This window comes from Tolypothrix bouteillei VB521301, from assembly GCF_000760695.4.
Taxonomy (GTDB): domain Bacteria; phylum Cyanobacteriota; class Cyanobacteriia; order Cyanobacteriales; family Nostocaceae; genus Scytonema; species Scytonema bouteillei_A.
In genome coordinates this window covers 1,557,614-1,576,944 of sequence record NZ_JHEG04000001.1, presented here as the reverse complement: position 1 = coordinate 1,576,944, position 19,331 = coordinate 1,557,614, and the positions used below count along the sequence as shown (strand labels likewise).

Below are 19,331 nucleotides of genomic sequence, written 5' to 3'. Positions count from 1 at the left end.
ATACTGACTCATTATCTATGCCCACAACACACACAGTTGAAATTATCCACCAAGGCAAAACTCATACTTTGCAAGTTGCCGAAAATGAAACCATCCTATCAGTCGCTGATGCTGCTAGTTTAGAGTTGCCGAGTTCCTGTCATGCAGGAGTTTGCACGACTTGTGCAGCTCAAATTATTTCCGGAACTGTGGATCAAACTGATGGCATGGGCGTTAGTCCAGACCTTCAAAAGCAGGGCTACGTATTGCTTTGTGTCGCCTATCCTCGCTCTGATTTGAAAATTGAAACTGAGAAAGAAGAAATAGTTTATCAGTTGCAATTTGGTAAATAGGAAGCAACCTCATCTAAAATGCGAGGTCTTCAGCAAATGTTGGAGCCCTCTCTGCGGGATTAAACAGACGTATATATCTCCTCCGTACACAAGTTAGGAATAACACGATGACAACTCATTTTATTACTGCAGAAATTGACTTACAAGAAACTCCCACCGAACTGCAAAAAGCAATTGAAGCAGAACTAAAAAAACAGGGAGAACCTCTCCGTTGGGCTATCACCTCGGTAGATGTTAAAAAGCAAACTTGCTCTGTTGAAGCTGTTGTAACTAACGAAAGCTAGTTCCTTATAGCTGATGGCTAATTATTGTTAGCCATCAGCCATTAGCTATTAGCCATTAGCCATTAATTAACCATTGTGAATTTATATACATCAATTTTAATTGTACCAACTGGTGTGGGAGCATCCATTGGCGGCTATGCAGGAGATGCATTGCCAGTGGCAAAAGCTGTGGCTGGGGTTTGCGATCGCTTGATTACTCACCCAAATGTTCTCAATGGAGCAAATCTCTACTGGAATTTACCCAATGCTCTTTACGTAGAAGGTTACGGGCTTGACAAATTTGCCGCCGGTGAGTGGGGACTTCGCCCTGTCTATCGGAATCGAATAGGTTTGATTTTAGACCAAGGAATTGAACCGGAGTTACAATTGCGGCACCTGCAAGCAGCAGATGCAGCTAGAGCTACACTGGGTTTATCTTTAACAGATTATGTCATAACTGATGCTCCACTAAAAGTACAATTACAGACATCGGCTTCGGGAGCAAGTTGGGGAACAATCGGTAACCCAGATAGCCTGTTGAGAGCAGCATCCGTCTTAATTGAAAAAGCAGGGGCAGAAGCGATCGCCGTTGTTGCGCGTTTTCCCGATAACATAGATGAGGAAATAGAGCAAAAGTACCGTCAAGGGCAAGGAGTCGATCCCATAGCAGGTGCAGAAGCAGTCATCAGTCACTTAATTGTTAGAACTTTTCAGATCCCTTGCGCCCATTCCCCCGCTTTTTTACCTCCTCCCCTCGATGCCAATTTATCTCCCCGCTCTGCTGCTGAAGAATTGGGTTATACTTTTTTAACAAGCGTGCTTGTTGGTTTGAGTCGCGCACCCCAATTTTTAGTAGCGGAAAGTCATCAATTGTCCGAGTCTGAAACCAAAATAAGCCCCAAAATTGGAGCCAAAACAGGAGACATTTGGGTTAATCAAGTTGATGCGGCAATTGTACCTGCAACTGCTTGTGGTAGTAGCGCTTTACTAAGCTTAAGCCGCACTCAGCGATGCCAAATCGTGACAGTGGCAGAAAATCACACTCAACTACAAGTATCACCCCAACCATTGGGGCTCAAATCAATACAAGTCAATTCATATCTAGAAGCCATAGGTGTATTGGTCGCCCACCAAGCGGGGATCGACCCATCCACCCTCAGTTCTAAAATATCCCGATTGCGATTATTACAATATGAAAGATAAATGATGAATTGTTAAGCGTTCAAGACTAACATAAATAAGCACTCATTATTTTTTTCATTTTCCTCCTTAAGGAGACTCCCGTGGCACAACAGCACAAGCACGAGCCAGAAGTTCCATACCTGACACGCACCCAAGTGTTGGTGGCGATGGGAGTAACTGCAGTTATTTTGTGGATAGTCGCTAAACTGTGGTTGCGCTTTGGCAATATTACTTTAATGTCCTGGCGTTGGCAACAAACTGAGTTAATGCTAGGAGCCTTTTTGGGTCTATCTATCACCACTTTAAGTGGCATAGTCTATCGCCTTTGGACTCCTTACCGTAGAAGTGCAAACTATTACTTAGAAATGGTATTGAAGCCCCTTGCTTTACCAGACATCGTTTGGTTGGGGCTACTACCTGGTTTGAGTGAAGAATTGTTATTTCGCGGTGTTATGGTACCAGCCTTAGGCTTCAATCATTTAGCTGTCATCATATCTAGCGTTTGCTTTGGTATCTTACACCTAAGCGGTCCTCAACAATGGCCTTATGTAGTTTGGGCGACTGTTGTTGGATTGTTACTAGGATACAGCGCTCTTTTGAGCGGTAATTTACTGGTGCCAATTGTTGCTCATGTGATTGCCAATGTGATTTCTAGCTTTCTATGGAAGGTTGGACAGTCGTCACTCAAGATATAGCAAAACTCACATCTGTACCTAACAAGCATCCTTCTAGGATAGCAACGTAGATTTTTGACGCACCCACCCCTAGAAGGGGTGGGATTCACGCGAATATGCCATTTCCGCGTTATCCCACAGACTCAGTAGTACTGAGGTTGGCGGGTTCCCAGGCACACCGCGCTTGCCATTGCTGGCACGGTGTCTCCTTTTAATCGCTGTTAATTCAGGGTTGGGCGTTTCAAACAATATTAATTGTTTGGGTTCCGCAGAGTCCCTGCGTACCTTTTTAAGTTTCTTGATTGTTAACCCGTTTTGTTGTACAGCACGGGTTTTAATGTTAACTGCCGCTTGTTTGTCTGCGTGCGCTTCATGTCCGCACGATGTGCAAACAAACTTTTCTCCAAAGCGAGACAAGGCATCAACGACACCACACTTGGAACAAGTACGGCTCGTGTTTTTTGGATCAACCTTGAAAAAACTTTTTCCCGACTTCGCAGCCGCGTACTGAATTTTTTCTATCAAAGTTCCCCATGAAGCATCTGAAATAGAACGATTCAAACCGCGTTTAGCGGATTGACCATTCTTGAGAAATCGACCTTGTTTAACATCATCAGGCTTAGGCTTACACCTTGCTTTCATCCCTTTGATGTTGAGATCTTCCACGCTAATAGCGTCAGCTTTTCTAACTATCTTGCTGGCAACTAGCCATTGGTAGGCACTACGTTTATCAGCGCGTTTTTTGTGGAGTCGAGCCAGTTTTTGCGCCTCTTTCTTGCGGTTTGCGCTACCTTTCTTTTTCCTAGATAAACGTCGCTGCCTGATTTTTAGAGTGCGTTTACCTTTCTTGGACGTACTAGGACGAGGATTGTCAAACTCAGAACCATCTGAGCAATGAACAAGCTTAGTCAATCCCATATCCACTCCCACAATAGTATTAACTTCTTTTGGGGTTGGATAATCAGGAACTGAATCATCTCTAATTAATATACTCGTGTACCAACCATCTGCTTTTTTACGCAGTGTTACGGTACGGATCTGGAATCCTTGTGGGATAGGACGAGAATTATAAAAACGCATCCACCCTATTAATGGCAGATATATTTTATTCCCGTCGAGCTTAACGTCACCTGGCTTGTACTGGAAAGAGCGAAAGTTAGACCTGTTCTTAAATGAAGGAAACCCACGACCATGTTTAAAGAAGCCTTCCATAGAACACTCAAGACGCTTTACCAGCATTTGCAACACGTTTGAGTGGATTGTCTTATACCAAGGTCTAGCTTGCTTCATTTCTGCCAAATAAGCATCTTGCATTAAACTTGCAGAACGCTTTTTGACTACTCCGTTTTTGTCTGGGTTTTTCCAAGGATTGTGCAAATTTGAGTTCTTGCTCAACGAACAAGTTAATGGGCATTGCTCAGTTCTTGTTCTAATATCGCAATACTCACCCATAACAAAGGTTTGATAATAGCCGTCAATACGGTCAGCCAGAAACCAGTTAAACAAACTACGCTGCATATCCAACCACGAATCCATAACTTTTGATTGATTTTCCCTAGGGCGCAATTTGTACTGGTAACTAACTTGCATCTTGACTCATCCTCTTTATCGACCTACGATTAGCTTAATGCATGGAGCTAGTCTATGTCAAATTCTAGACCAAAGAGAAAAGCTAAGAGAAATGAGCCGCTATTGTACGAAGAAACCAAAATACAAAAAGGAATATGGATCACCCCTAGTACCTGGGACAAAATGAAACAAGTGGCTGAGTCTGAAGGTGTCAGTATTAGCGAATTAGTTGAAAGGTGGGGACGGCAGCTAAAGGAGCCAGCCGCGTGCAAAGAGAAGTTGCGGCTTGGGGGAAACCCCCAAGCCGCAAACTATGTCCTAACGGACACGCTACGCGAACGGAGGGTTCCCCCCGTTGAGCGGACTGGCGTCTGCCTACGGCTTCCTCCCACCCCTGAAGGACGTTAAAGGGAGAAAACTTTTCGGTTTTCTCCCTTTAACTGGTGGGCTTCCGCCTTAAATTACTGTGAGATAGTGCGGCAAGAGCGATCGCATCTGGTAAGATGCGATGCTCTTGCACTTGAATCCTAGCGTGAAGTGTTTCTGGTGTATCGTCGGGTAACACGGGTACAGCAGCTTGCATCACAATGGGACCGCTATCCATTTCCAAACAAATAAGATGCACCGTACAGCCAGCAATCTTTACTCCCGCAGCAAGTGCTGCTTCTATAGCATACGCTCCCTTAAAACTAGGCAACAAGCTTGGATGAATATTAAGAATTCTGTTAGGGAAAGCGTCTATTAAAATAGAAGTTGCCAGTCGCATCCAACCTGCCATAACGATCCATTCCACACCGTATTGCTGAAAAGTCTGCACGATTTGCCTGTCCAAATCTTGACGGCGTTTGTAGTCGCGGTGATTGAGAAGTACTACAGGTACGCCCCTCTTTTCTGCTCGTACTGCAGCATAAGCATCGGGGTTGTTGTAAATTAAAACTTGAATTTTAGCAGATAAGCGTCCATCGTCAATTGCTTGAGCAATAGCTTCAAAATTACTACCATTTCCCGAAGCCATAATTCCCAGTTTTAAAGTACCATCTATCGATTTGTAACTGGTAATGCTTGGAGAAATCAAGCTAACATCTAGCGTGTCAGTTATGGAATTTTGACTCATAAATCTGTAGAGCGGGTAATTTGCGCTACATTATCTTACCTGAGTTTGGCAATTGCTCTAAACTTGCTAATAGCTAATAGCTAACAGCTAATTGTAATTTACCATTAGCCATTAGCCATTAGCCATTAGCCATTAGAGTTTCTCTTACTGATTCTCTTGTCTGTTCTAAAGTGTGTAAAGTGTTCAAAGAGAGAAAACCAAAACCAACTTTAGAAGCAATGTCTAGCAGCGTATAAAACATTGTCTCAGAACCTTGACCAAAGGCTCTAAACCCTTCTGGGCTGAGAATCCATACAATTGGATAAAGTGTCCATAATACCAAATGTACCGTTACTAGCTTGCGGAAAGCTTGCTTCGCTCTCGGATGTTGGCGTTCAGCCTCAACTCGATATGGTTTTACAAGTAGATAAACAATTGCTAGATATGCAGCACAACTCGTTACATACCAAATGTAACTCATGGGCTTGGGTGTTACTGTAGCAACAAAGCCAGTCGCTAGCATATAGGCATTGGCTCCCAGCAAGCTACCTGTAATGGGTAAACTCGTTCTTCCTAGAAAAGTTAAATCCAGTAGCAAAAGGGGCGTTGAAAAAAACCAAGTTAGGAATCGCACCCAGTAGGTAGGGCGATCGTTAATAATATTAACTCCCAAACCCAATGCCATTGCTAAGTAAAGCCCAGCCGCAATTAAGCAAATAAAAAAATTGAGCGTGTGCAAAATTTTCCAGCGTTCGCTTTTGGCATTATGTGCGCCAAATCCAAAAAAAACACTTCCCAGTGCCATGCTAATGACACCAATCCAAAGCCAAGCTTGAGTCATGCAAAGTCTATAGCCTAATAAATATGTATTTTTGTGTTGATATCTGAAATTTTGTCAGATTTTTGATTGCGAAAAATATCTCTAGGTGCAGATTTCATTAAAGCCAACCTATATATTTAAATACAGGTCAAACAGTGCCGAAAGATAGATTGTGTTTATTAATTACATCTCTTTAATGTTAATAAATCTCGTAGCAGGGCTGTTTCTTCTTGCTAGTTACGTTTACTATGGTTTGGACCAAGCCAATCAAAAACGTTGGATTCCCGGTTTTGGTATAACAGGAGCGATCGCACTCTTGACTGGCTTACACATGACTTTTACTTGGCCAGTTCGAGGAAGTTTCAATATTGCCTATGGTGAAACAACTATTTTATTTGGAATTTTGTTTATTGCTACTTCCATAGCTCTAGCCCAAGGGTGGGATTTAATTACGATTGCTATTTACGGATTTTTTGCAGGGCTTGCTGCTCTTTTAATTGGTATACGTATTATTAATCTAGATTTAACAAAACGTCCCTTGCTTACAGGAATTGGATTTATCCTAACAGGATTGGCTGGAATTTTTGCAGCACCAACACTCTATTTACGTACCAATCGTACTCTAAGGTTAGTTGGCACAATTATTCTGATAGCAGCAGCTTTCATTTTTGCTTTAACTGGGTATTTAACCTATTGGGGTCATATGGCTGACTACTCAAACTGGCAACCATTACCTATGAGAACCCCTTAGTATTCAAAGCCCAATTTCAATGAAGGAATGCTAGACTTCTCTTATGCAACATTTACAGCAATTAACTGTGCCATCTCCCTTTCCTGGAATGAATCCTTATGGTCGGGTGTTCATCATCTGCCATCTATCTTGTCATGACGACAATTTTTAACACCGACCTACTTACATCCAAGGAAGTAAAACTGTAAAAGTAGTTCCAACCTCTAGCTGACTTTCAACATTGATACTACCACCATGTAACTCCACACATTTTTTCACAACCGCTAGTCCCAATCCCGTTCCCGGTACATCACCCACATTTTGACCTCTTTGGAAAGCTTGGTATAGTTGTTCTTGCTCTTCTTGACTAATTCCAATTCCTCGGTCTTGAATTTGAAAAATAGCTTGTTCGCTATTCTTTGTGAGAGTAAAGTATATCTTACTATTTTGAGGCGAGTATTTAATAGCATTATCAAGTAGATTGGTAAGAATTGAACGCAGAATTTTTTCATCCATACAAGCTATTTTTTCTAAACATTGATGAATAAAAATAATATCTTGTTGAGTGCCCGTACTAAATTGAATTTCCTCCACTATGGAGTGACAAAAATCTTCTAAATTTAGAGGATGAGGTTTAAACTCTAATTTTCCTGATTCGGCTCTTGTCAGAGTGAGAATATCCGTCAATAGTTGTGTCATTGTTTTTGCTGAAGATTGAATGCGTTGCAAATTTTTCCGTTTTTTCTCTTCCGACCATTCTTTGGAGTTTTCTAAAACTTGAGTTGAAATCAAAATAGTGCTTAGGGGAGTACGAAATTCATGGGATACCATTGAAAAAAAGCGAGTTTTCAATTCCTGCAATTCTAGTTCTTTTTCTAAATTACGCCGTATTTCTTCTGCTTCTCTTGCTTGTTTTTCTATAGTAATATCCCGAGCCAGTACTAACCTCGCACATCTTCCTCGAAAAATCAGTTCGTGGGAAATGACTTCAACATCGATTATTGTACCATCTTGCTTCTTATGCCTCTCGATCGCTGTTTGCTTGATTGTCGGAGAGAGTTGATAAATTCTCTTCATAACACTTTCTATGTCTTCGGATGGCAAAATATTCTTAACAGTCATGGATAAGAAATCTGCTTGAGAATAACCATAGTGCTTAACAGCAACTTCATTGACCACTAAAAACTTTAAAGTTGCTAGATCGTAAACCCATAAAGGGTGTGGATTAACTGCAAATAATTTTCGGTATCGTTTTTTGCTTTCTCTTAAAACACTTTCTAACTGCTGTCGTTTTTTAATTTGTGCCTGAAGGAGTGAATAGACAGAAAACAATAGACTAAAGCTAAAGCAGGAACCTGCGATCGTTATTAAAGTTGTGAAGTGAAAACTTTTTTCTGACTCTGCCCTACGATGCTGTAATAGTAGCTGCTCTTCGTTTTCTATTTGAGTAATAATCCGCCAAATTTCATCATGAAGCAGCAGACCTTTATCGGTCAAAGCTATTTGAGTTTCTGTATCTGATTGATTTTGTTTGTATAATTTAATTGAAGTTTTAATTAAATTGACTCTTTTCGTTATCAGGGGTTCAATAAGATTAAGTCTGTGACGTTGGTTTTGATTATTAAAAGTTGCATTTTTTGCTTCACTGAGTTCAGTATTAATACTTTTAAGAGCAGTATCGTAAGTTTCTAGATAAGATTCTTTTCCTGTAATAATATAACCACGTCTTGCTCTTTCCGCATCTCGCAGTGTAGTTAATATATCTCTAACTTTTTGCAACACCTCATAGGAAGCCTCTACTTGTTTTTGTGTGGTAAAAACTTTTGCAGTGTTTTGATACGAAATAGTATTTACAATAGTGAGAATAAGTACTGCGAGGGCAAATCCACCAATAAGAATTTTTCTTTCTAACAACCGCTTCATGTACAACACTGCAAGATCTCTCTAAAATTTCTATGATGATTGATAGCACTTTCTAATTTTTGAATTAGGATTCTTTCAGAATTTCTTTGTAGTTGATATGCGAATTTTGCTTGTAGAAGATAATGGGCGTTTAGCGGAAGCTTTATGTGAAGCGTTAACGGATCAGCTTTATGTTGTGGATTTAGTGAAAGATGGGGAGTCTGCTTGGAAACAGATAAAGATTATAGCTTACGACCTGATTTTGCTAGATATTATGCTTCCCCTACTAGACGGTATCAGTCTCTGCCAGCGCTTGCGGCATCATGGCTATACTTTGCCAATACTCATGCTAACAGCTTGTGATACAAGAACCGATAAAATTAACGGTTTAGATGCTGGTGCGGATGATTACGTTGTCAAACCTTTCGATTTGCAAGAATTATTAGCCCGCATTCGTGCTTTATTACGACGTGGGAGTTTTGCCCCTACACCTACTTTGACCTGGGGTAGTTTGCACCTAAATCCCAGTACCTACGAAGTAACATATCTCAATGCCCCTTTACAGTTAACACCCAAAGAATTTAGTCTTTTAGAACTTTTACTTCGGAATGGACGTAGAGTTCTCAGCCGTGCGGTCATTTTGGAAAACCTATGGAACAGCGAAAACCCTCCAGAGGAAGATACAGTCAAAGCTCATATCAAAGCTTTGCGTCAGAAACTCAGATCTGTTGCAGCTCCAGACGATTTGATTGAGACAATTCACGGATTGGGATATCGGATGAAGCAGGTTTCTTAAGAAAATCAGGCGGCTACACTAAGGGCATAAGGCGTTGAAATAAGCGTATTTGGGTGGGCATTGCCAACCAAAAGCCTTATTCCCGTTCCGCAAAGAAGAAGCTTATCAAGTTTTTGTGACCTTTATCAGGATATTTTGACATCAAAAAGACATAGACTGCCTATTTTACGGTCTTCCCGAATTTTTCCCGAAATTTTCTCCAATTTTTTTAGATTCTTTACCCAGCTTGTCTCCGTTTGCGGTGTAATCTCAGAGATGCAGTAATTGTTAAGTATCTCCCGTGGAGGTATTTACACACCCAGAGGTCATACCATGAGAAACTTTGCTGAAAAACAGGAATTTATTCTCAACCAAATTACAGATACGTGTTTTCATCGAAGGGATTTGAGTGGATGCAACTTAAGTGGAATTGACTTAAGAGCAGTGGATTTAAGTGGAATTCACTTGATAGGAACTGATTTACGTGGTGCAAACCTCAGTGGGGCAATCCTCACTGGTGCCAATTTAAGTGGTGCAAATTTGCAAGAAGCGAACTTGCAAGATGCTTATTTATACGAAGCTTCTCTATGCGAAGCAAATTTAAGCGGCGCAAATTTGCAGCAAGCAAATTTGTGTGGGGCCTTCTTATGGAGAGTAAAATTATGTCGTAGTAATCTATGGTCAACATCTTTATGTGATGCAGATTTAAGTGAAGCCGATCTTAGTGAAGCTAGCTTAATTGAAGCATCACTGATTGAATCCAATTTGGTTAGGGCAAATCTTTCAGGGGCAAAGCTTTGCGGGGCAATTTTGCTGGAAGCAAATTTAAATCAAGCCAATTTAACGGGCGCAGATCTTACGTGGGCAAATTTAATAGAGGCAAACTTAAGTGAGGCCAATCTCTGGGAGACAAATCTTACAAGTGCAAAGCTACACGGTACGATTATGCCAGATGGTACAATTCATTACCCACAATTATTCTTTTAGTTTATTTAAATCTCAGGGTGCAAAGTTTCAGGGGCAAGAGACAAGGTAGACAGGGGGAACAGGGTAGAATTCGTTCCCCCACCTTCTCTCTTTATTGGTTAGTAAAGTTTCAGGGGCAAGAGACAAGGTAGACAGGGGGAACAGGGTAGAATTCGTTTCCCCACCTTCTCTCTTTATCGATCGCTAATTTCCGCTTTTTATCTGTTACTCATGGTTGCCTTATTTACGCCGTACTGTACTAGTCAAAATTCCCTTTGTGAAAAGCTAAAAATAGCTATGAACAACAGCATCATAGTGTATAGCAAGCCGTATCCAGCATTTAGTAATAGCGTTATTGGGTCGGGTAGCGCCCCAAATCCATAAACAGCGTCATTTTTCAAATCTAATCGAGATAAATCTGGTAACACTAAGTATAAAGCTTGAGTTATACGTTCTATACTAGGGTTCTGACTGAGACGACCCAGTTGAAGTAAATCTTGAGTGATATTACCTGCTAGGTAAATTGCAAATGTTAATGCTGTAGCCAGAATGGAACTGGTAAACACACCTAGGGTAACTGCGATCGCTGCCATTAACGATAGCTGAAAAAATAGAAAAATAGTACTTACAAGAATGCTGACTATTGGATAGGAAATATGGCCCATGTGCAAAAATATCAAGTAAATTACTGTCATGGCAGCCATCAATACGGCTAACACCATAAGCAAGCCTAAGTATTTTCCCGTAATAAATTCACTTCGGCTAACAGGCTTGGCAATAAGTACTAAAATAGTGCGTTTTTCAATTTCTTTGTTAACCAGTCCCGTGCCAACAAATATGGCAACAATCAACCCAAGGATGCTCATCGCCGCCAAGCCAAAGTCCAAAAACATTTTGTCCTCTGTTGCTGCGGCAAAATCAGGAAGTAAACGGATGGCAATCCCCAATACTATAGTATAAAAGCATACAATATAAAGAATGCGATCGCGCACCACTTCTCGAAACACGTTATTTGCTAGTACAAAAACCCTATTGAAATTCATAAAAATTTATTTAGTCATCAGTAATTAGTGGTTAGTGGTTAGCTGTTGGTGGTTAATGGTAATGAGTTAGTTGCTACTAACGACTAACAACTAACCCCTAAATCTTCGTCATTGTTGAGGTGGAGGTGAACCTGCGAAGAATGATGTTTTCCCTTCACAATTCACTTCTGCCAATGTATTTTTTTCATCAGGTTTATCAGCAACTCTGCTTCTAGTATTCCCAATTTTTGCAACAGGGTCTATTTGGCAGGTCTTTCTTAGATAATACCCACGAGGGGTGGAACTAGGTCCCATCCAAATACTAAGTAAGTCGAGTTTGTAACCTGACTTGAGATTCGTTACACGCGGTTCCACAACCCATAAAGCTTTCTCTTCATATTTTGCCAAATTGGTTTCAATGACTTGTCTGCCAAGTCTACCCACGTTTTGTCTAGAATTAAGAAGCCATTGTTCTACTTGAGACCAAGGTTGTTCATTTAATTGCTGTTCTATTTGAGGTGCAAGCTTATCTAAAATAACAACGCCATTTCTCGGGATTCTCTCTGGTGGTTCTATTCTACTGACAAAAGCACTGCCTTGGTAATTATCTACCTCTAAACTGGGGTACTCATTCAACCAGTTTTCCGTTACAAAGTAAAATTGCAACCAGCAACTGATGACGGCACAGCTACCAATTAAAATGATAATCTTTTGACGGTCTTCTATTTTGGGAATCAGTGTTTTGGCTTCTGTACCAGTTCCTTCAAAAAATTCTGGTATTGCAGTAATAATTGCTGAAATTGTTGGCCAAAGAACTATTGTTCTGGTTGTCAATATAGTTTCGTCATGACCGAAAGCAAAAACGCTGACTAAAAATCCGGTGATCACAGCCCCTACAGGCATATTAGTGCTGGGAATGAGTATTGGACTATCCGTTGTATACCAAGCAGTTCCCAAAATTAAGAAGATCCAACCGCAAAAGGCAATCGTATCTTTTATAAAGCCTGTAGACATGGATGACATGAACCAAGAAAAAATACTCAAATAAATTAATGTCTGCCAGGAATATGCTTTTGGCGGAATGACTATTTTCTTTATTCGTTCATAAATATCTCCAACAACATTGAATACACCAAATAAATCTCTAACTATCTGCATATTTTTTCCCTCTCAGTCATTAGCGACCGATAAATTAGTTTTTCCTTTTGCCTGCGTATACTAGTTCCCAGTCCTAGCTCTTAGAGATCGAGCGAACGAATAAATAAAACAGCAACTATAAAACTGTAGCTGAGTGCATTGGCTATTAGGATGCTGGTGACTACATTTGAATTCTGCAATTTGCTTTTTTGGGCACGACTTGAGTTTCGCTCTACTACGGGTTCTTTTGGTGGTGCTTTTCCAAATTCTGCTAGTGACAAAAGCAAGATTCTTAACAAGATATATTTGACTATGAAAGTCCCAAAGAAAATAATAAACGCTGTTAAGATAATTAAAGATTGAATATTAGCTGACTGCAAGCGATCGAAGAAAATATAGTTAATGAGTTCCGATTTTATCCGTATCGGTAGTACTGGCTCTGAAAAGAAAAATACGACCCAACCAATGACATTAGAAAAAAGATTGATGGCGATAGCATAGAAAACACTCGTTTTTCTATCAAATCTTAATCTGGAATTTAAAATGAAGGATTCTAGAGGAATAGCTACCAGTAAAAATAAGAAATTGAACAGAATTGCGCCAAAAGGGAAAATCCTGGGAAGTGGGAATTCGGGAAGTTCAAACATATAAGAGTGATAGGTAAGGTGTAACCTCAGAAAGTATACCGTCTATACTGAATTCTGATAGAGGTAATTATTTTATTCTTCTTTTACCATCTTTTTGTCCCAATCTGTCTTTGTTGCTTTTCTTTATATATCTCGATATTCTGCAACACTCAAGCTTCCACATACAATTAGACAAAACCTTGTGTAATATAGAAGACTGCGACGTTACAGCTTTTTACGAGATGACAAGAAACGGCATCGGTATCCGGACAGCACAATTGCGTTCCTCACGACTAACAGGTCAGATTCATGTTTATGACGGCGCGGGAAAGGGCAAGTCACAAGCTGCACTGGGAGTCGTTTTACGCTCTATTGGCTTGGGAATTAATGCACGAAACAATTCTAACCGTGTTTTATTACTACAGTTTCTTAAAGGTCCAGAACGAGATTATGATGAAGATGGGGCTATTGCCGCATTACAAAGTGGATTTCCCCACCTCATCGATCAAGTGCGTACCGGCAGAGCAGAATTTTTTGGTCCCGATGAAATTACAGCTTACGATCGCGCTGAAGCAGCACGGGGTTGGGATGTTGCTAAGGGTGCTATTGCTTCTGGTTTGTATTCAGTTGTTGTTCTAGACGAAATTAACCCGGTCCTGGATTTAGGTTTGCTTCCTGTTGATGAAGTTGTTCAGACGTTAAAATCCAAGCCACAAGAATTAGAAATTATTGCCACTGGACGTGCTGCACCACAACAGTTACTCGATATTGCGGATTTGCACTCAGAGATGAAACCTCAAGTTCATCCAACAGCAAAATTACAAGGAATAAAAGGTATTGAAATTTACACTGGAGCGGGTAAAGGCAAGTCTACGAGTGCCTTGGGAAAAGCTTTAAAAGCAATTGGTAGGGGCATCAACCATCCAGGCTCTACTCGTGTATTAATTATGCAGTGGCTCAAAGGGGGTACTGGATACACAGAAGATGCTGCCATAGCTGCTTTACAAAAGTCATATCCAGAAGTTGTAGACCATCAACGCTGTGGTCGAGATGCCATTGTTTGGCGTAACTCCCGCCAACAATTAGATTACGTAGAAGCCGAACGTGGTTGGGAAATTGCCAAGACGGCGATCGCATCGGGTTTGTACAAAACCATTATTCTTGACGAGCTCAATCCAACTGTAGATTTAGAACTGTTACCGATTGAACCTATTGTTCAAGCTCTACTCCGAAAACCACGCGATACCGAAGTCATTATCACCGGTCGATGTCAACATCAGCCCGCGTACTTTGACTTGGCTAGTACACACTCTGAGGTTTATTGCCACAAACATTATGCCAATCAAGGTGTAGAACTCAAGCGTGGGGTAGATTTTTAATGAATGGCTAATAGCTAATGGCTAATGGCTAATAGCTAATGGCTAATGGCTAATGGTTAATAGTTCTGCTTCAATTAGCTATTAGCTATTAACTAATGGTTCTGCTTCAATTAGCTATTAGCTATTAGCTATTAGCAATGTATAACTAACATTTTCTAGTGATATGGACAACAACACACTTGATTGGATAACAGGAGGAATTGCGATCGCAATTCTCTTAGGTGGTTTTCTCATGATGTTTACCACTATTTTCACTACAAAAAAAAGGAAAGATAACTGAAGGATAAAGGATGAAGGGTTAACTTTCATCCTTTATCCTTTATTCTTTATCCTTTACGAGCAGGGATTTGTTCTTGCAATTCTAAGACTGGGTTGAACATGATGGTAAAATTTCCGCCTCCAGTTAGCCTTTTCACGATCTGCAAGTGTGCTTCTGCATCGTTGCGGCGACGAAACCGAGCAACGACTTCATTCTGCATATTGGCTTGAAGCCGAACCAGACACCAGGGGCTTAATTTGTCTGCGTATGTCATAAAATTGTCTTGACAATATTTTTGAACTGAAGCAAGCTTACGTGAGGATGTCTGAAAAAGACATTTCAAAATGGACTTGCTTTTTTTTACTCTTTGCTCTTGTCCGTGCTGATATTGGGAAAACAAAGTTCGATTAGGAGTTCGGGAGGAAGCTCGTCAAAGTGTTCCAACAGGAAATCCATTAAAGCAAGATGGCGTAAATCTGAAGGCTTGGGACTGCGGTAGTTGGAACCATGAGAAAACCAGCCTTTCACAGTCGAAGGCGATCGCGAGCAAATTTGAGCTATCATTTCATAGCTCACTTGCCATTTGGCGTAAAATTGAGTAGGCGTCATTCCTAGTTGACAACAACTATAGAATCGGATTAAATCTAGCTCTTGCTGAGTCAGAGGGCGAGGATTCATAATTAGATTTTCTTAGCAATTAAATGACTGTTGATACGGTTCAAGTTCGTCCAAATTCCTGACTTCTTAAAAAAGTTGGGAAGCTTGTCGCTCCTCATCTTAGGAGCAGTCACTCGTTTGATATCAAAGTCACTTAAAGCTTGGAGATAGCCCCTGTACCCATCAGTTTGGCAACCAACAGGTTTTATCATTAAAAATTCTCCTGGAATAGGGAGGTCAAAAGTCAGTGCGAGCTGTAGAAAGCCGAGCATTGGCTTTTGACTTTTAATGAAGGATTGATAGAAATTAGAATAACACAACTTTTGTGTGCTTTTATGTTTTGTTGTGTGTTTACCCTCAAAACACGCAACAGAGCCTATGATGGGAAAATGGCTAAAGTAACTGTGACTCTCTATATAGAAGAAGATGACAAGGAAGCTCTGCAAAAATTAGCAGACGCAGAAGAGCGTTCTTTGTCTCAAATGGCGGTGTTAATTCTCAAACAAAGGCTTAAACCATCTCAAGCTGAAGGAAAAAGTCGTCAACTGAAAGTCCAGGTAAGGAATGATGCGACAGTGAAACAGCCTGGAGTTTCAGATTCATCTGCTCAATACCGAACCAATGGAGGGGAAGTTAAACCGAAGGGAAATGTGCGCTTAACAGCAGCTTACTTGCAACCCCAAGAACTTCAAGAGTTGGCTCAAAGAGTTGTAGAATTGGAAAATGCAGCAGATGGTAGCGAGCTAAAATTCAAAGTGCAAATTGAACTGGATGGGGGATCGCAGCTATCAGATGACGCGATGGCTCAACTTAAAGAAATACTTCAAGAGATTAGCGAAGATTTTCAGATCTGATGGTTAGTGGTTAGTGGTTAACCACTAACCACTAACCACTAACCACTAACTCCTACAGGACAAGCAACGTTCGTTCCTCCCAATCCACAATATCCATTGGGGTTTTTAGCAAGATATTGCTGATGGTAAGCTTCCGCGTAGTAAAACTTGGGAGCTTCAAGGATTTCCGTCGTAATTTTGCCATAACCGGACTTGTTCAGGGCTTCTTGGTAAGCATTAAGAGATGCTTCTGCTAGTTTTTTGTCGTCTTCAGAATAGACATAAATTCCCGAACGATATTGAGTCCCAACATCGTTACCCTGACGCATTCCTTGAGTGGGATTGTGATTTTCCCAAAAAACTTTTAGCAACTGAGAGTAGTTGATAACCTTTGGATCGTAAACTACTAACACAACTTCATTGTGACCGGTCATTCCACTACAAACTTCTTTATAAGTGGGATTGGGAGTAATTCCCGCAGCATAACCAACTGCAGTGGTATAAACTCCTTCTAGTTGCCAAAATTTCCGTTCTGCTCCCCAAAAGCAACCCATACCGAAAATTACCATCTCCATACTTTCTGGAAAGGGTGGTTTGAGTGGGTTACCTAACACATAGTGCTGACTGGGTACTGGCATTTCTTCTGCCCGTCCGGGTAATGCTTGGTCGGGAGTGGGAAGGCTTGATTTTTTACCAAATCCAAATAAAACCATTGCTCTTGATTCTAATTTCTCATAAATTCCTTTACTTAAGTTCATATTGTAAACTATCCCACTCTACAGGGTAGGTGTGGGTTTCCTGCATTGCTACACTACTGACAAGAGGAACACAAGCATTAACTAGGGACAGTAAGGGACCTAATTGCTCTTGTCCGTTCACAGCAAGATCGCTATGGCATAGATAAATTTTTTCAGAAACTCGGGCAAGTAAATCTGCCAAGATTCTTTGCAATCGTTGTTCATCTGCTAATTTTTCATCTTCTGCCGTCCAAGGCTGTCCCATTCTATCTCTCAGGAAGAATGGCGCACCAAATAAAGTGGCTGCACCGCCTTTCTCCCATAAGGGAGAACCTGCGTCTAACCAAAAATGCCAGCGATGCGATCGCCTAGAAGAACGATATTGGAAGATTGTTGCTAAGGTGACAGCGTTGGATTGGAGTCCCACAGGACGCATGGGGTAGGGGTTGGCAGTAATTGTACCGCGTCGTAGTAGTTGTATGAATTCAGCGATTGGGGAAAGTGAGGTCCCCTCTGGGGATAAGGGGTGATAGGGAGTGGAGAGTAGGGGGAGTGGGGACTCGGAACTTTCTTGGGGAATAGAGAGGGAAGTGGGGGAAAACTGTCGCAGTCGCGTATCGATTTCCCAATAGTGTTGGGCTGTTTCTAACAGTTCGCGCAACGCTGCTAGCTGGTCGTAGGGAAGATTGCTGCCATTCCATAAAAAACGCTGAATAGCTCTATCTAAAAGGGAAATCGGGCTGGGAATCAAACGCAATTCCTGTTGCTTTCGCTGTTCTTCCAACCACTGCAATATCTGACTGTAAGCTGTCGTTGCTGAATATCCCAATCTATCCCAGCGATCGAATGCTGTTACGGGAAGTAAGTTGGGATGCTCGGGATGGGGTACAAAACAGTGATCTGCTATTAATCCCGCTCGTACTGGGTCAATGCGAGAGGAGGAGGCGACGGGGGACTCCGCGTTTGCTCTCTCCTCCTCTCCTCCCTTGCTTAACACAACTAACATTTCTGCTACTGCATCCCTATCTACCAAGCGTCCCAAACCAGGGTAGACAAAGGCTAAAACTGTCAGTAAACCCCGAATATTGGGAGAACTCATTAGAGGACGTTGATCGTTGAGGAATTCGACGGGAATATTTTGCTTGGTGAGAATTTCTACAAGGGTGTAACGGGCGATCGCATCCAAACCTGGTGCAACAATCGCCACGTCTTTGGGCTGTACTTGTTCTTCTTTAATAGCACGGACAATCTCTTCTGCTGTTTGCCGCAATAATTGAGAGCGAGAAGTTGTTTGAATTGACTGCACTGCTTCTGGTAAGCTTAGCAATCCTGCCGACTCGATAGCTATTTCTTGGATTTGTGTCCCCAAACTATATGCAAGAGATTGAAGGGGAAACTGAGTCAAAATTTCTTGCTGACAACGGGCTGATAACTGTTGCAAATAACTGGGATCTGCTCCCAATCCCAAACGTACCACACTTTCGGGATTGAAACTAAAAGCTCCTACTGCACCTCCTTCCAACAATACCTCAAACAGTTGACGTGCCACAGCTGGGTAATCTTGCACGTCATCCGCTAAAACAGCTTGGTAACGTCTGAAGAGCGCTTCCTGGTAACGAGTCTGTGGTAGCAAGTGCTGGCTGTACAGTTCTGTCATAATTCCATAGGTCAAAAAGCCCCTTTCCAAACACCAGTTGCGCCAGTTCAGTAATAAGGAGGCTACTAATTCCGGGTTTAAATTTATACTTTCTTGATTGGCAAGCGAGCGGGATAATATATTCTCAATTTCTGCAAAATTTGTCCCGCTATATGCTGCTAATTGCAGTGTATCCAGAATGCGGCGTACCAATCGGTACTCATTAATACCTACCTGACGCAGTATCTCCTCATTGAATTGCGATCGCCAAAGTTTTGTTGCTAATTCCTGCTCTGTTTCTGGACGCAGTCGCACTGGGAATTGAGCTTTCAATTGTAACGACTCGATCAGCAATGGCCAAAATAAAATGACTTCATCTTGAATAAAGCCAAGAGGAGTCTTACCGCGTACTGGGTATTTCCCCTCAGTTACGCTCACAAGTTTATCGGTAAAATCCCGTCGATTCTCATTATTGGCTGCTAGGACTAACACGCCTAGTTCTGATTGTTGGGGATAAAGGCGTTTTGGCGAGTTGTTGCTATTTTTTCGTTCTTGAGTTTTCGTATAATGTCTCTTGCTGCTATTTGTACTAAAGACCCAATGGCAAAACTGCTCTACCAAGCGACTTGTTTTACCACTTCGACTGGGACCCGTTATCCATAGAGAATTTGAAATCACAAACCACCTTCTTTAGAGAAAGATACAATGACAACCGTGAACTGCGTGTACCAGAAGGAAT

General features: G+C 41.4%; 22 protein-coding genes. 10 read left to right on the top strand and 12 right to left on the bottom strand.

What is annotated here, in order from left to right; translation table 11 throughout:
* Nucleotides 1-17: 17 nt before the first annotated feature.
* From HC643_RS06255 to HC643_RS06240, 4 genes are all read left to right on the top strand, one after another.
* Nucleotides 18-332, top strand: a complete 315-nt coding sequence (locus HC643_RS06255) for a 2Fe-2S iron-sulfur cluster-binding protein (protein WP_038084797.1) — start codon at nt 18-20, stop codon at nt 330-332.
* Nucleotides 333-439: 107 nt separating this feature from the next.
* Nucleotides 440-616, top strand: coding sequence for a hypothetical protein (locus tag HC643_RS06250; protein WP_167844629.1), 177 nt, complete (start codon nt 440-442; stop codon nt 614-616).
* Nucleotides 617-691: 75 nt separating this feature from the next.
* Nucleotides 692-1,798 carry a DUF3326 domain-containing protein gene (locus tag HC643_RS06245; RefSeq protein WP_038084800.1) on the top strand — a complete coding sequence of 369 codons (1,107 nt, stop codon included), beginning with the start codon at nt 692-694 and terminating at the stop codon, nt 1,796-1,798.
* Between the two features lie 80 nt (nt 1,799-1,878).
* Complete coding sequence (locus HC643_RS06240; RefSeq protein WP_038084802.1) at nt 1,879-2,472, top strand: CPBP family intramembrane glutamic endopeptidase; 594 nt, start codon at nt 1,879-1,881, stop codon at nt 2,470-2,472.
* A 69-nt stretch (nt 2,473-2,541) separates the two neighbouring features.
* Here the strand turns inward: HC643_RS06240 and HC643_RS06235 are convergent, their stop codons facing one another.
* Nucleotides 2,542-4,041: an RNA-guided endonuclease InsQ/TnpB family protein gene (locus HC643_RS06235; protein ID WP_038084803.1), complete on the bottom strand. Its 1,500-nt coding sequence runs from the start codon at nt 4,039-4,041 to the stop codon at nt 2,542-2,544.
* Nucleotides 4,042-4,095: 54 nt separating this feature from the next.
* Here HC643_RS06235 and HC643_RS06230 point away from each other — a divergent pair, with 54 nt between their 5' ends.
* On the top strand, nt 4,096-4,428 hold the full coding sequence (locus HC643_RS06230) for a hypothetical protein (RefSeq protein ID WP_038084806.1): 333 nt from the start codon (nt 4,096-4,098) through the stop codon (nt 4,426-4,428).
* 28 nt (nt 4,429-4,456) lie between these two features.
* Here HC643_RS06230 and purN read toward each other — a convergent pair whose 3' ends face one another.
* Together purN and HC643_RS06220 are read right to left on the bottom strand one after the other, a co-directional pair.
* The gene (gene purN / locus HC643_RS06225; protein ID WP_050046368.1) at nt 4,457-5,134 is read right to left on the bottom strand and encodes a phosphoribosylglycinamide formyltransferase; all 678 of its coding nucleotides are present in this window, start codon (nt 5,132-5,134) and stop codon (nt 4,457-4,459) included.
* Nucleotides 5,135-5,252: 118 nt separating this feature from the next.
* Nucleotides 5,253-5,954, bottom strand: a complete 702-nt coding sequence (locus HC643_RS06220; RefSeq protein ID WP_050046369.1) for a bacteriorhodopsin — start codon at nt 5,952-5,954, stop codon at nt 5,253-5,255.
* A gap of 151 nt (nt 5,955-6,105) precedes the next feature.
* On the opposite strand from HC643_RS06220, the gene HC643_RS06215 reads away from it, so the two are divergent.
* A complete protein-coding gene (locus HC643_RS06215; RefSeq protein ID WP_072040799.1) occupies nt 6,106-6,684 on the top strand; it encodes a DUF981 family protein in 579 nt (192 codons plus the stop codon).
* Nucleotides 6,685-6,846: 162 nt separating this feature from the next.
* Here HC643_RS06215 and HC643_RS06210 read toward each other — a convergent pair whose 3' ends face one another.
* On the bottom strand, nt 6,847-8,586 hold the full coding sequence (locus HC643_RS06210) for a CHASE3 domain-containing protein (RefSeq protein WP_050046370.1): 1,740 nt from the start codon (nt 8,584-8,586) through the stop codon (nt 6,847-6,849).
* Between the two features lie 97 nt (nt 8,587-8,683).
* On the opposite strand from HC643_RS06210, the gene HC643_RS06205 reads away from it, so the two are divergent.
* Nucleotides 8,684-9,361, top strand: a complete 678-nt coding sequence (locus HC643_RS06205) for a response regulator transcription factor (protein WP_038084809.1) — start codon at nt 8,684-8,686, stop codon at nt 9,359-9,361.
* Between the two features lie 312 nt (nt 9,362-9,673).
* A complete protein-coding gene (locus HC643_RS06200; RefSeq protein ID WP_038084811.1) occupies nt 9,674-10,327 on the top strand; it encodes a pentapeptide repeat-containing protein in 654 nt (217 codons plus the stop codon).
* 242 nt (nt 10,328-10,569) lie between these two features.
* Here HC643_RS06200 and HC643_RS06195 read toward each other — a convergent pair whose 3' ends face one another.
* The 3 genes from HC643_RS06195 to fraC all read right to left on the bottom strand — a co-directional run bounded on the left by HC643_RS06195 (nt 10,570) and on the right by fraC (nt 13,112).
* Complete coding sequence (locus HC643_RS06195) at nt 10,570-11,349, bottom strand: ABC transporter permease (protein WP_038084813.1); 780 nt, start codon at nt 11,347-11,349, stop codon at nt 10,570-10,572.
* Between the two features lie 108 nt (nt 11,350-11,457).
* On the bottom strand, nt 11,458-12,486 hold the full coding sequence (gene fraD / locus HC643_RS06190) for a septal junction protein FraD (protein WP_038084815.1): 1,029 nt from the start codon (nt 12,484-12,486) through the stop codon (nt 11,458-11,460).
* An 80-nt stretch (nt 12,487-12,566) separates the two neighbouring features.
* Nucleotides 12,567-13,112: a filament integrity protein FraC gene (fraC, locus tag HC643_RS06185; protein WP_038084816.1), complete on the bottom strand. Its 546-nt coding sequence runs from the start codon at nt 13,110-13,112 to the stop codon at nt 12,567-12,569.
* Between the two features lie 221 nt (nt 13,113-13,333).
* Between fraC and HC643_RS06180 the strand changes: the two genes are divergently transcribed.
* On the top strand, nt 13,334-14,470 hold the full coding sequence (locus HC643_RS06180) for a cob(I)yrinic acid a,c-diamide adenosyltransferase (RefSeq protein WP_038084956.1): 1,137 nt from the start codon (nt 13,334-13,336) through the stop codon (nt 14,468-14,470).
* 326 nt (nt 14,471-14,796) lie between these two features.
* On the opposite strand, the gene HC643_RS06175 is transcribed toward HC643_RS06180, so the two are convergent.
* The 3 genes from HC643_RS06175 to HC643_RS06165 form a co-directional block, all read right to left on the bottom strand.
* A complete protein-coding gene (locus HC643_RS06175; RefSeq protein ID WP_038084818.1) occupies nt 14,797-15,003 on the bottom strand; it encodes a hypothetical protein in 207 nt (68 codons plus the stop codon).
* An 86-nt stretch (nt 15,004-15,089) separates the two neighbouring features.
* The gene (locus HC643_RS06170) at nt 15,090-15,407 is read right to left on the bottom strand and encodes a hypothetical protein (RefSeq protein WP_038084820.1); all 318 of its coding nucleotides are present in this window, start codon (nt 15,405-15,407) and stop codon (nt 15,090-15,092) included.
* A 2-nt stretch (nt 15,408-15,409) separates the two neighbouring features.
* Nucleotides 15,410-15,658 (bottom strand): hypothetical protein, encoded by a 249-nt coding sequence (locus HC643_RS06165; protein WP_038084821.1) that lies wholly within the window; start codon nt 15,656-15,658, stop codon nt 15,410-15,412.
* A gap of 117 nt (nt 15,659-15,775) precedes the next feature.
* Between HC643_RS06165 and HC643_RS41245 the strand changes: the two genes are divergently transcribed.
* Nucleotides 15,776-16,240 (top strand): ribbon-helix-helix protein, CopG family, encoded by a 465-nt coding sequence (locus tag HC643_RS41245; protein ID WP_038084822.1) that lies wholly within the window; start codon nt 15,776-15,778, stop codon nt 16,238-16,240.
* 38 nt (nt 16,241-16,278) lie between these two features.
* Here HC643_RS41245 and msrA read toward each other — a convergent pair whose 3' ends face one another.
* On the bottom strand, nt 16,279-16,932 hold the full coding sequence (gene msrA, locus HC643_RS06155) for a peptide-methionine (S)-S-oxide reductase MsrA (RefSeq protein WP_038084958.1): 654 nt from the start codon (nt 16,930-16,932) through the stop codon (nt 16,279-16,281).
* Nucleotides 16,933-16,963: 31 nt separating this feature from the next.
* Nucleotides 16,964-19,270 (bottom strand): hypothetical protein, encoded by a 2,307-nt coding sequence (locus tag HC643_RS06150; RefSeq protein WP_038084823.1) that lies wholly within the window; start codon nt 19,268-19,270, stop codon nt 16,964-16,966.
* Between the last annotated feature and the right edge of the window lie 61 nt (nt 19,271-19,331).

Excerpts from the sequence above, each read along its gene's own strand:
- HC643_RS06195 (WP_038084813.1), bottom strand. The coding sequence starts at position 11,349 with ATGAATTTCAATAGGGTTTTTGTACTAGCAAATAACGTGTTTCGAGAA.
- HC643_RS06165 (WP_038084821.1), bottom strand. The coding sequence starts at position 15,658 with ATGCTCGGCTTTCTACAGCTCGCACTGACTTTTGACCTCCCTATTCCA.
- HC643_RS06255 (WP_038084797.1), top strand. The coding sequence starts at position 18 with ATGCCCACAACACACACAGTTGAAATTATCCACCAAGGCAAAACTCAT.
- HC643_RS06200 (WP_038084811.1), top strand. The coding sequence starts at position 9,674 with ATGAGAAACTTTGCTGAAAAACAGGAATTTATTCTCAACCAAATTACA.
- HC643_RS06170 (WP_038084820.1), bottom strand. The coding sequence starts at position 15,407 with ATGAATCCTCGCCCTCTGACTCAGCAAGAGCTAGATTTAATCCGATTC.
- msrA (WP_038084958.1), bottom strand. The coding sequence starts at position 16,932 with ATGGTTTTATTTGGATTTGGTAAAAAATCAAGCCTTCCCACTCCCGAC.
- fraD (WP_038084815.1), bottom strand. The coding sequence starts at position 12,486 with ATGCAGATAGTTAGAGATTTATTTGGTGTATTCAATGTTGTTGGAGAT.
- HC643_RS06180 (WP_038084956.1), top strand. The coding sequence starts at position 13,334 with ATGACAAGAAACGGCATCGGTATCCGGACAGCACAATTGCGTTCCTCA.
- HC643_RS06230 (WP_038084806.1), top strand. The coding sequence starts at position 4,096 with ATGTCAAATTCTAGACCAAAGAGAAAAGCTAAGAGAAATGAGCCGCTA.
- HC643_RS06220 (WP_050046369.1), bottom strand. The coding sequence starts at position 5,954 with ATGACTCAAGCTTGGCTTTGGATTGGTGTCATTAGCATGGCACTGGGA.
- HC643_RS06250 (WP_167844629.1), top strand. The coding sequence starts at position 440 with ATGACAACTCATTTTATTACTGCAGAAATTGACTTACAAGAAACTCCC.
- HC643_RS06235 (WP_038084803.1), bottom strand. The coding sequence starts at position 4,041 with ATGCAAGTTAGTTACCAGTACAAATTGCGCCCTAGGGAAAATCAATCA.
- HC643_RS06175 (WP_038084818.1), bottom strand. The coding sequence starts at position 15,003 with ATGACATACGCAGACAAATTAAGCCCCTGGTGTCTGGTTCGGCTTCAA.
- HC643_RS41245 (WP_038084822.1), top strand. The coding sequence starts at position 15,776 with ATGGCTAAAGTAACTGTGACTCTCTATATAGAAGAAGATGACAAGGAA.
- purN (WP_050046368.1), bottom strand. The coding sequence starts at position 5,134 with ATGAGTCAAAATTCCATAACTGACACGCTAGATGTTAGCTTGATTTCT.
- fraC (WP_038084816.1), bottom strand. The coding sequence starts at position 13,112 with ATGTTTGAACTTCCCGAATTCCCACTTCCCAGGATTTTCCCTTTTGGC.
- HC643_RS06210 (WP_050046370.1), bottom strand. The coding sequence starts at position 8,586 with ATGAAGCGGTTGTTAGAAAGAAAAATTCTTATTGGTGGATTTGCCCTC.
- HC643_RS06205 (WP_038084809.1), top strand. The coding sequence starts at position 8,684 with ATGCGAATTTTGCTTGTAGAAGATAATGGGCGTTTAGCGGAAGCTTTA.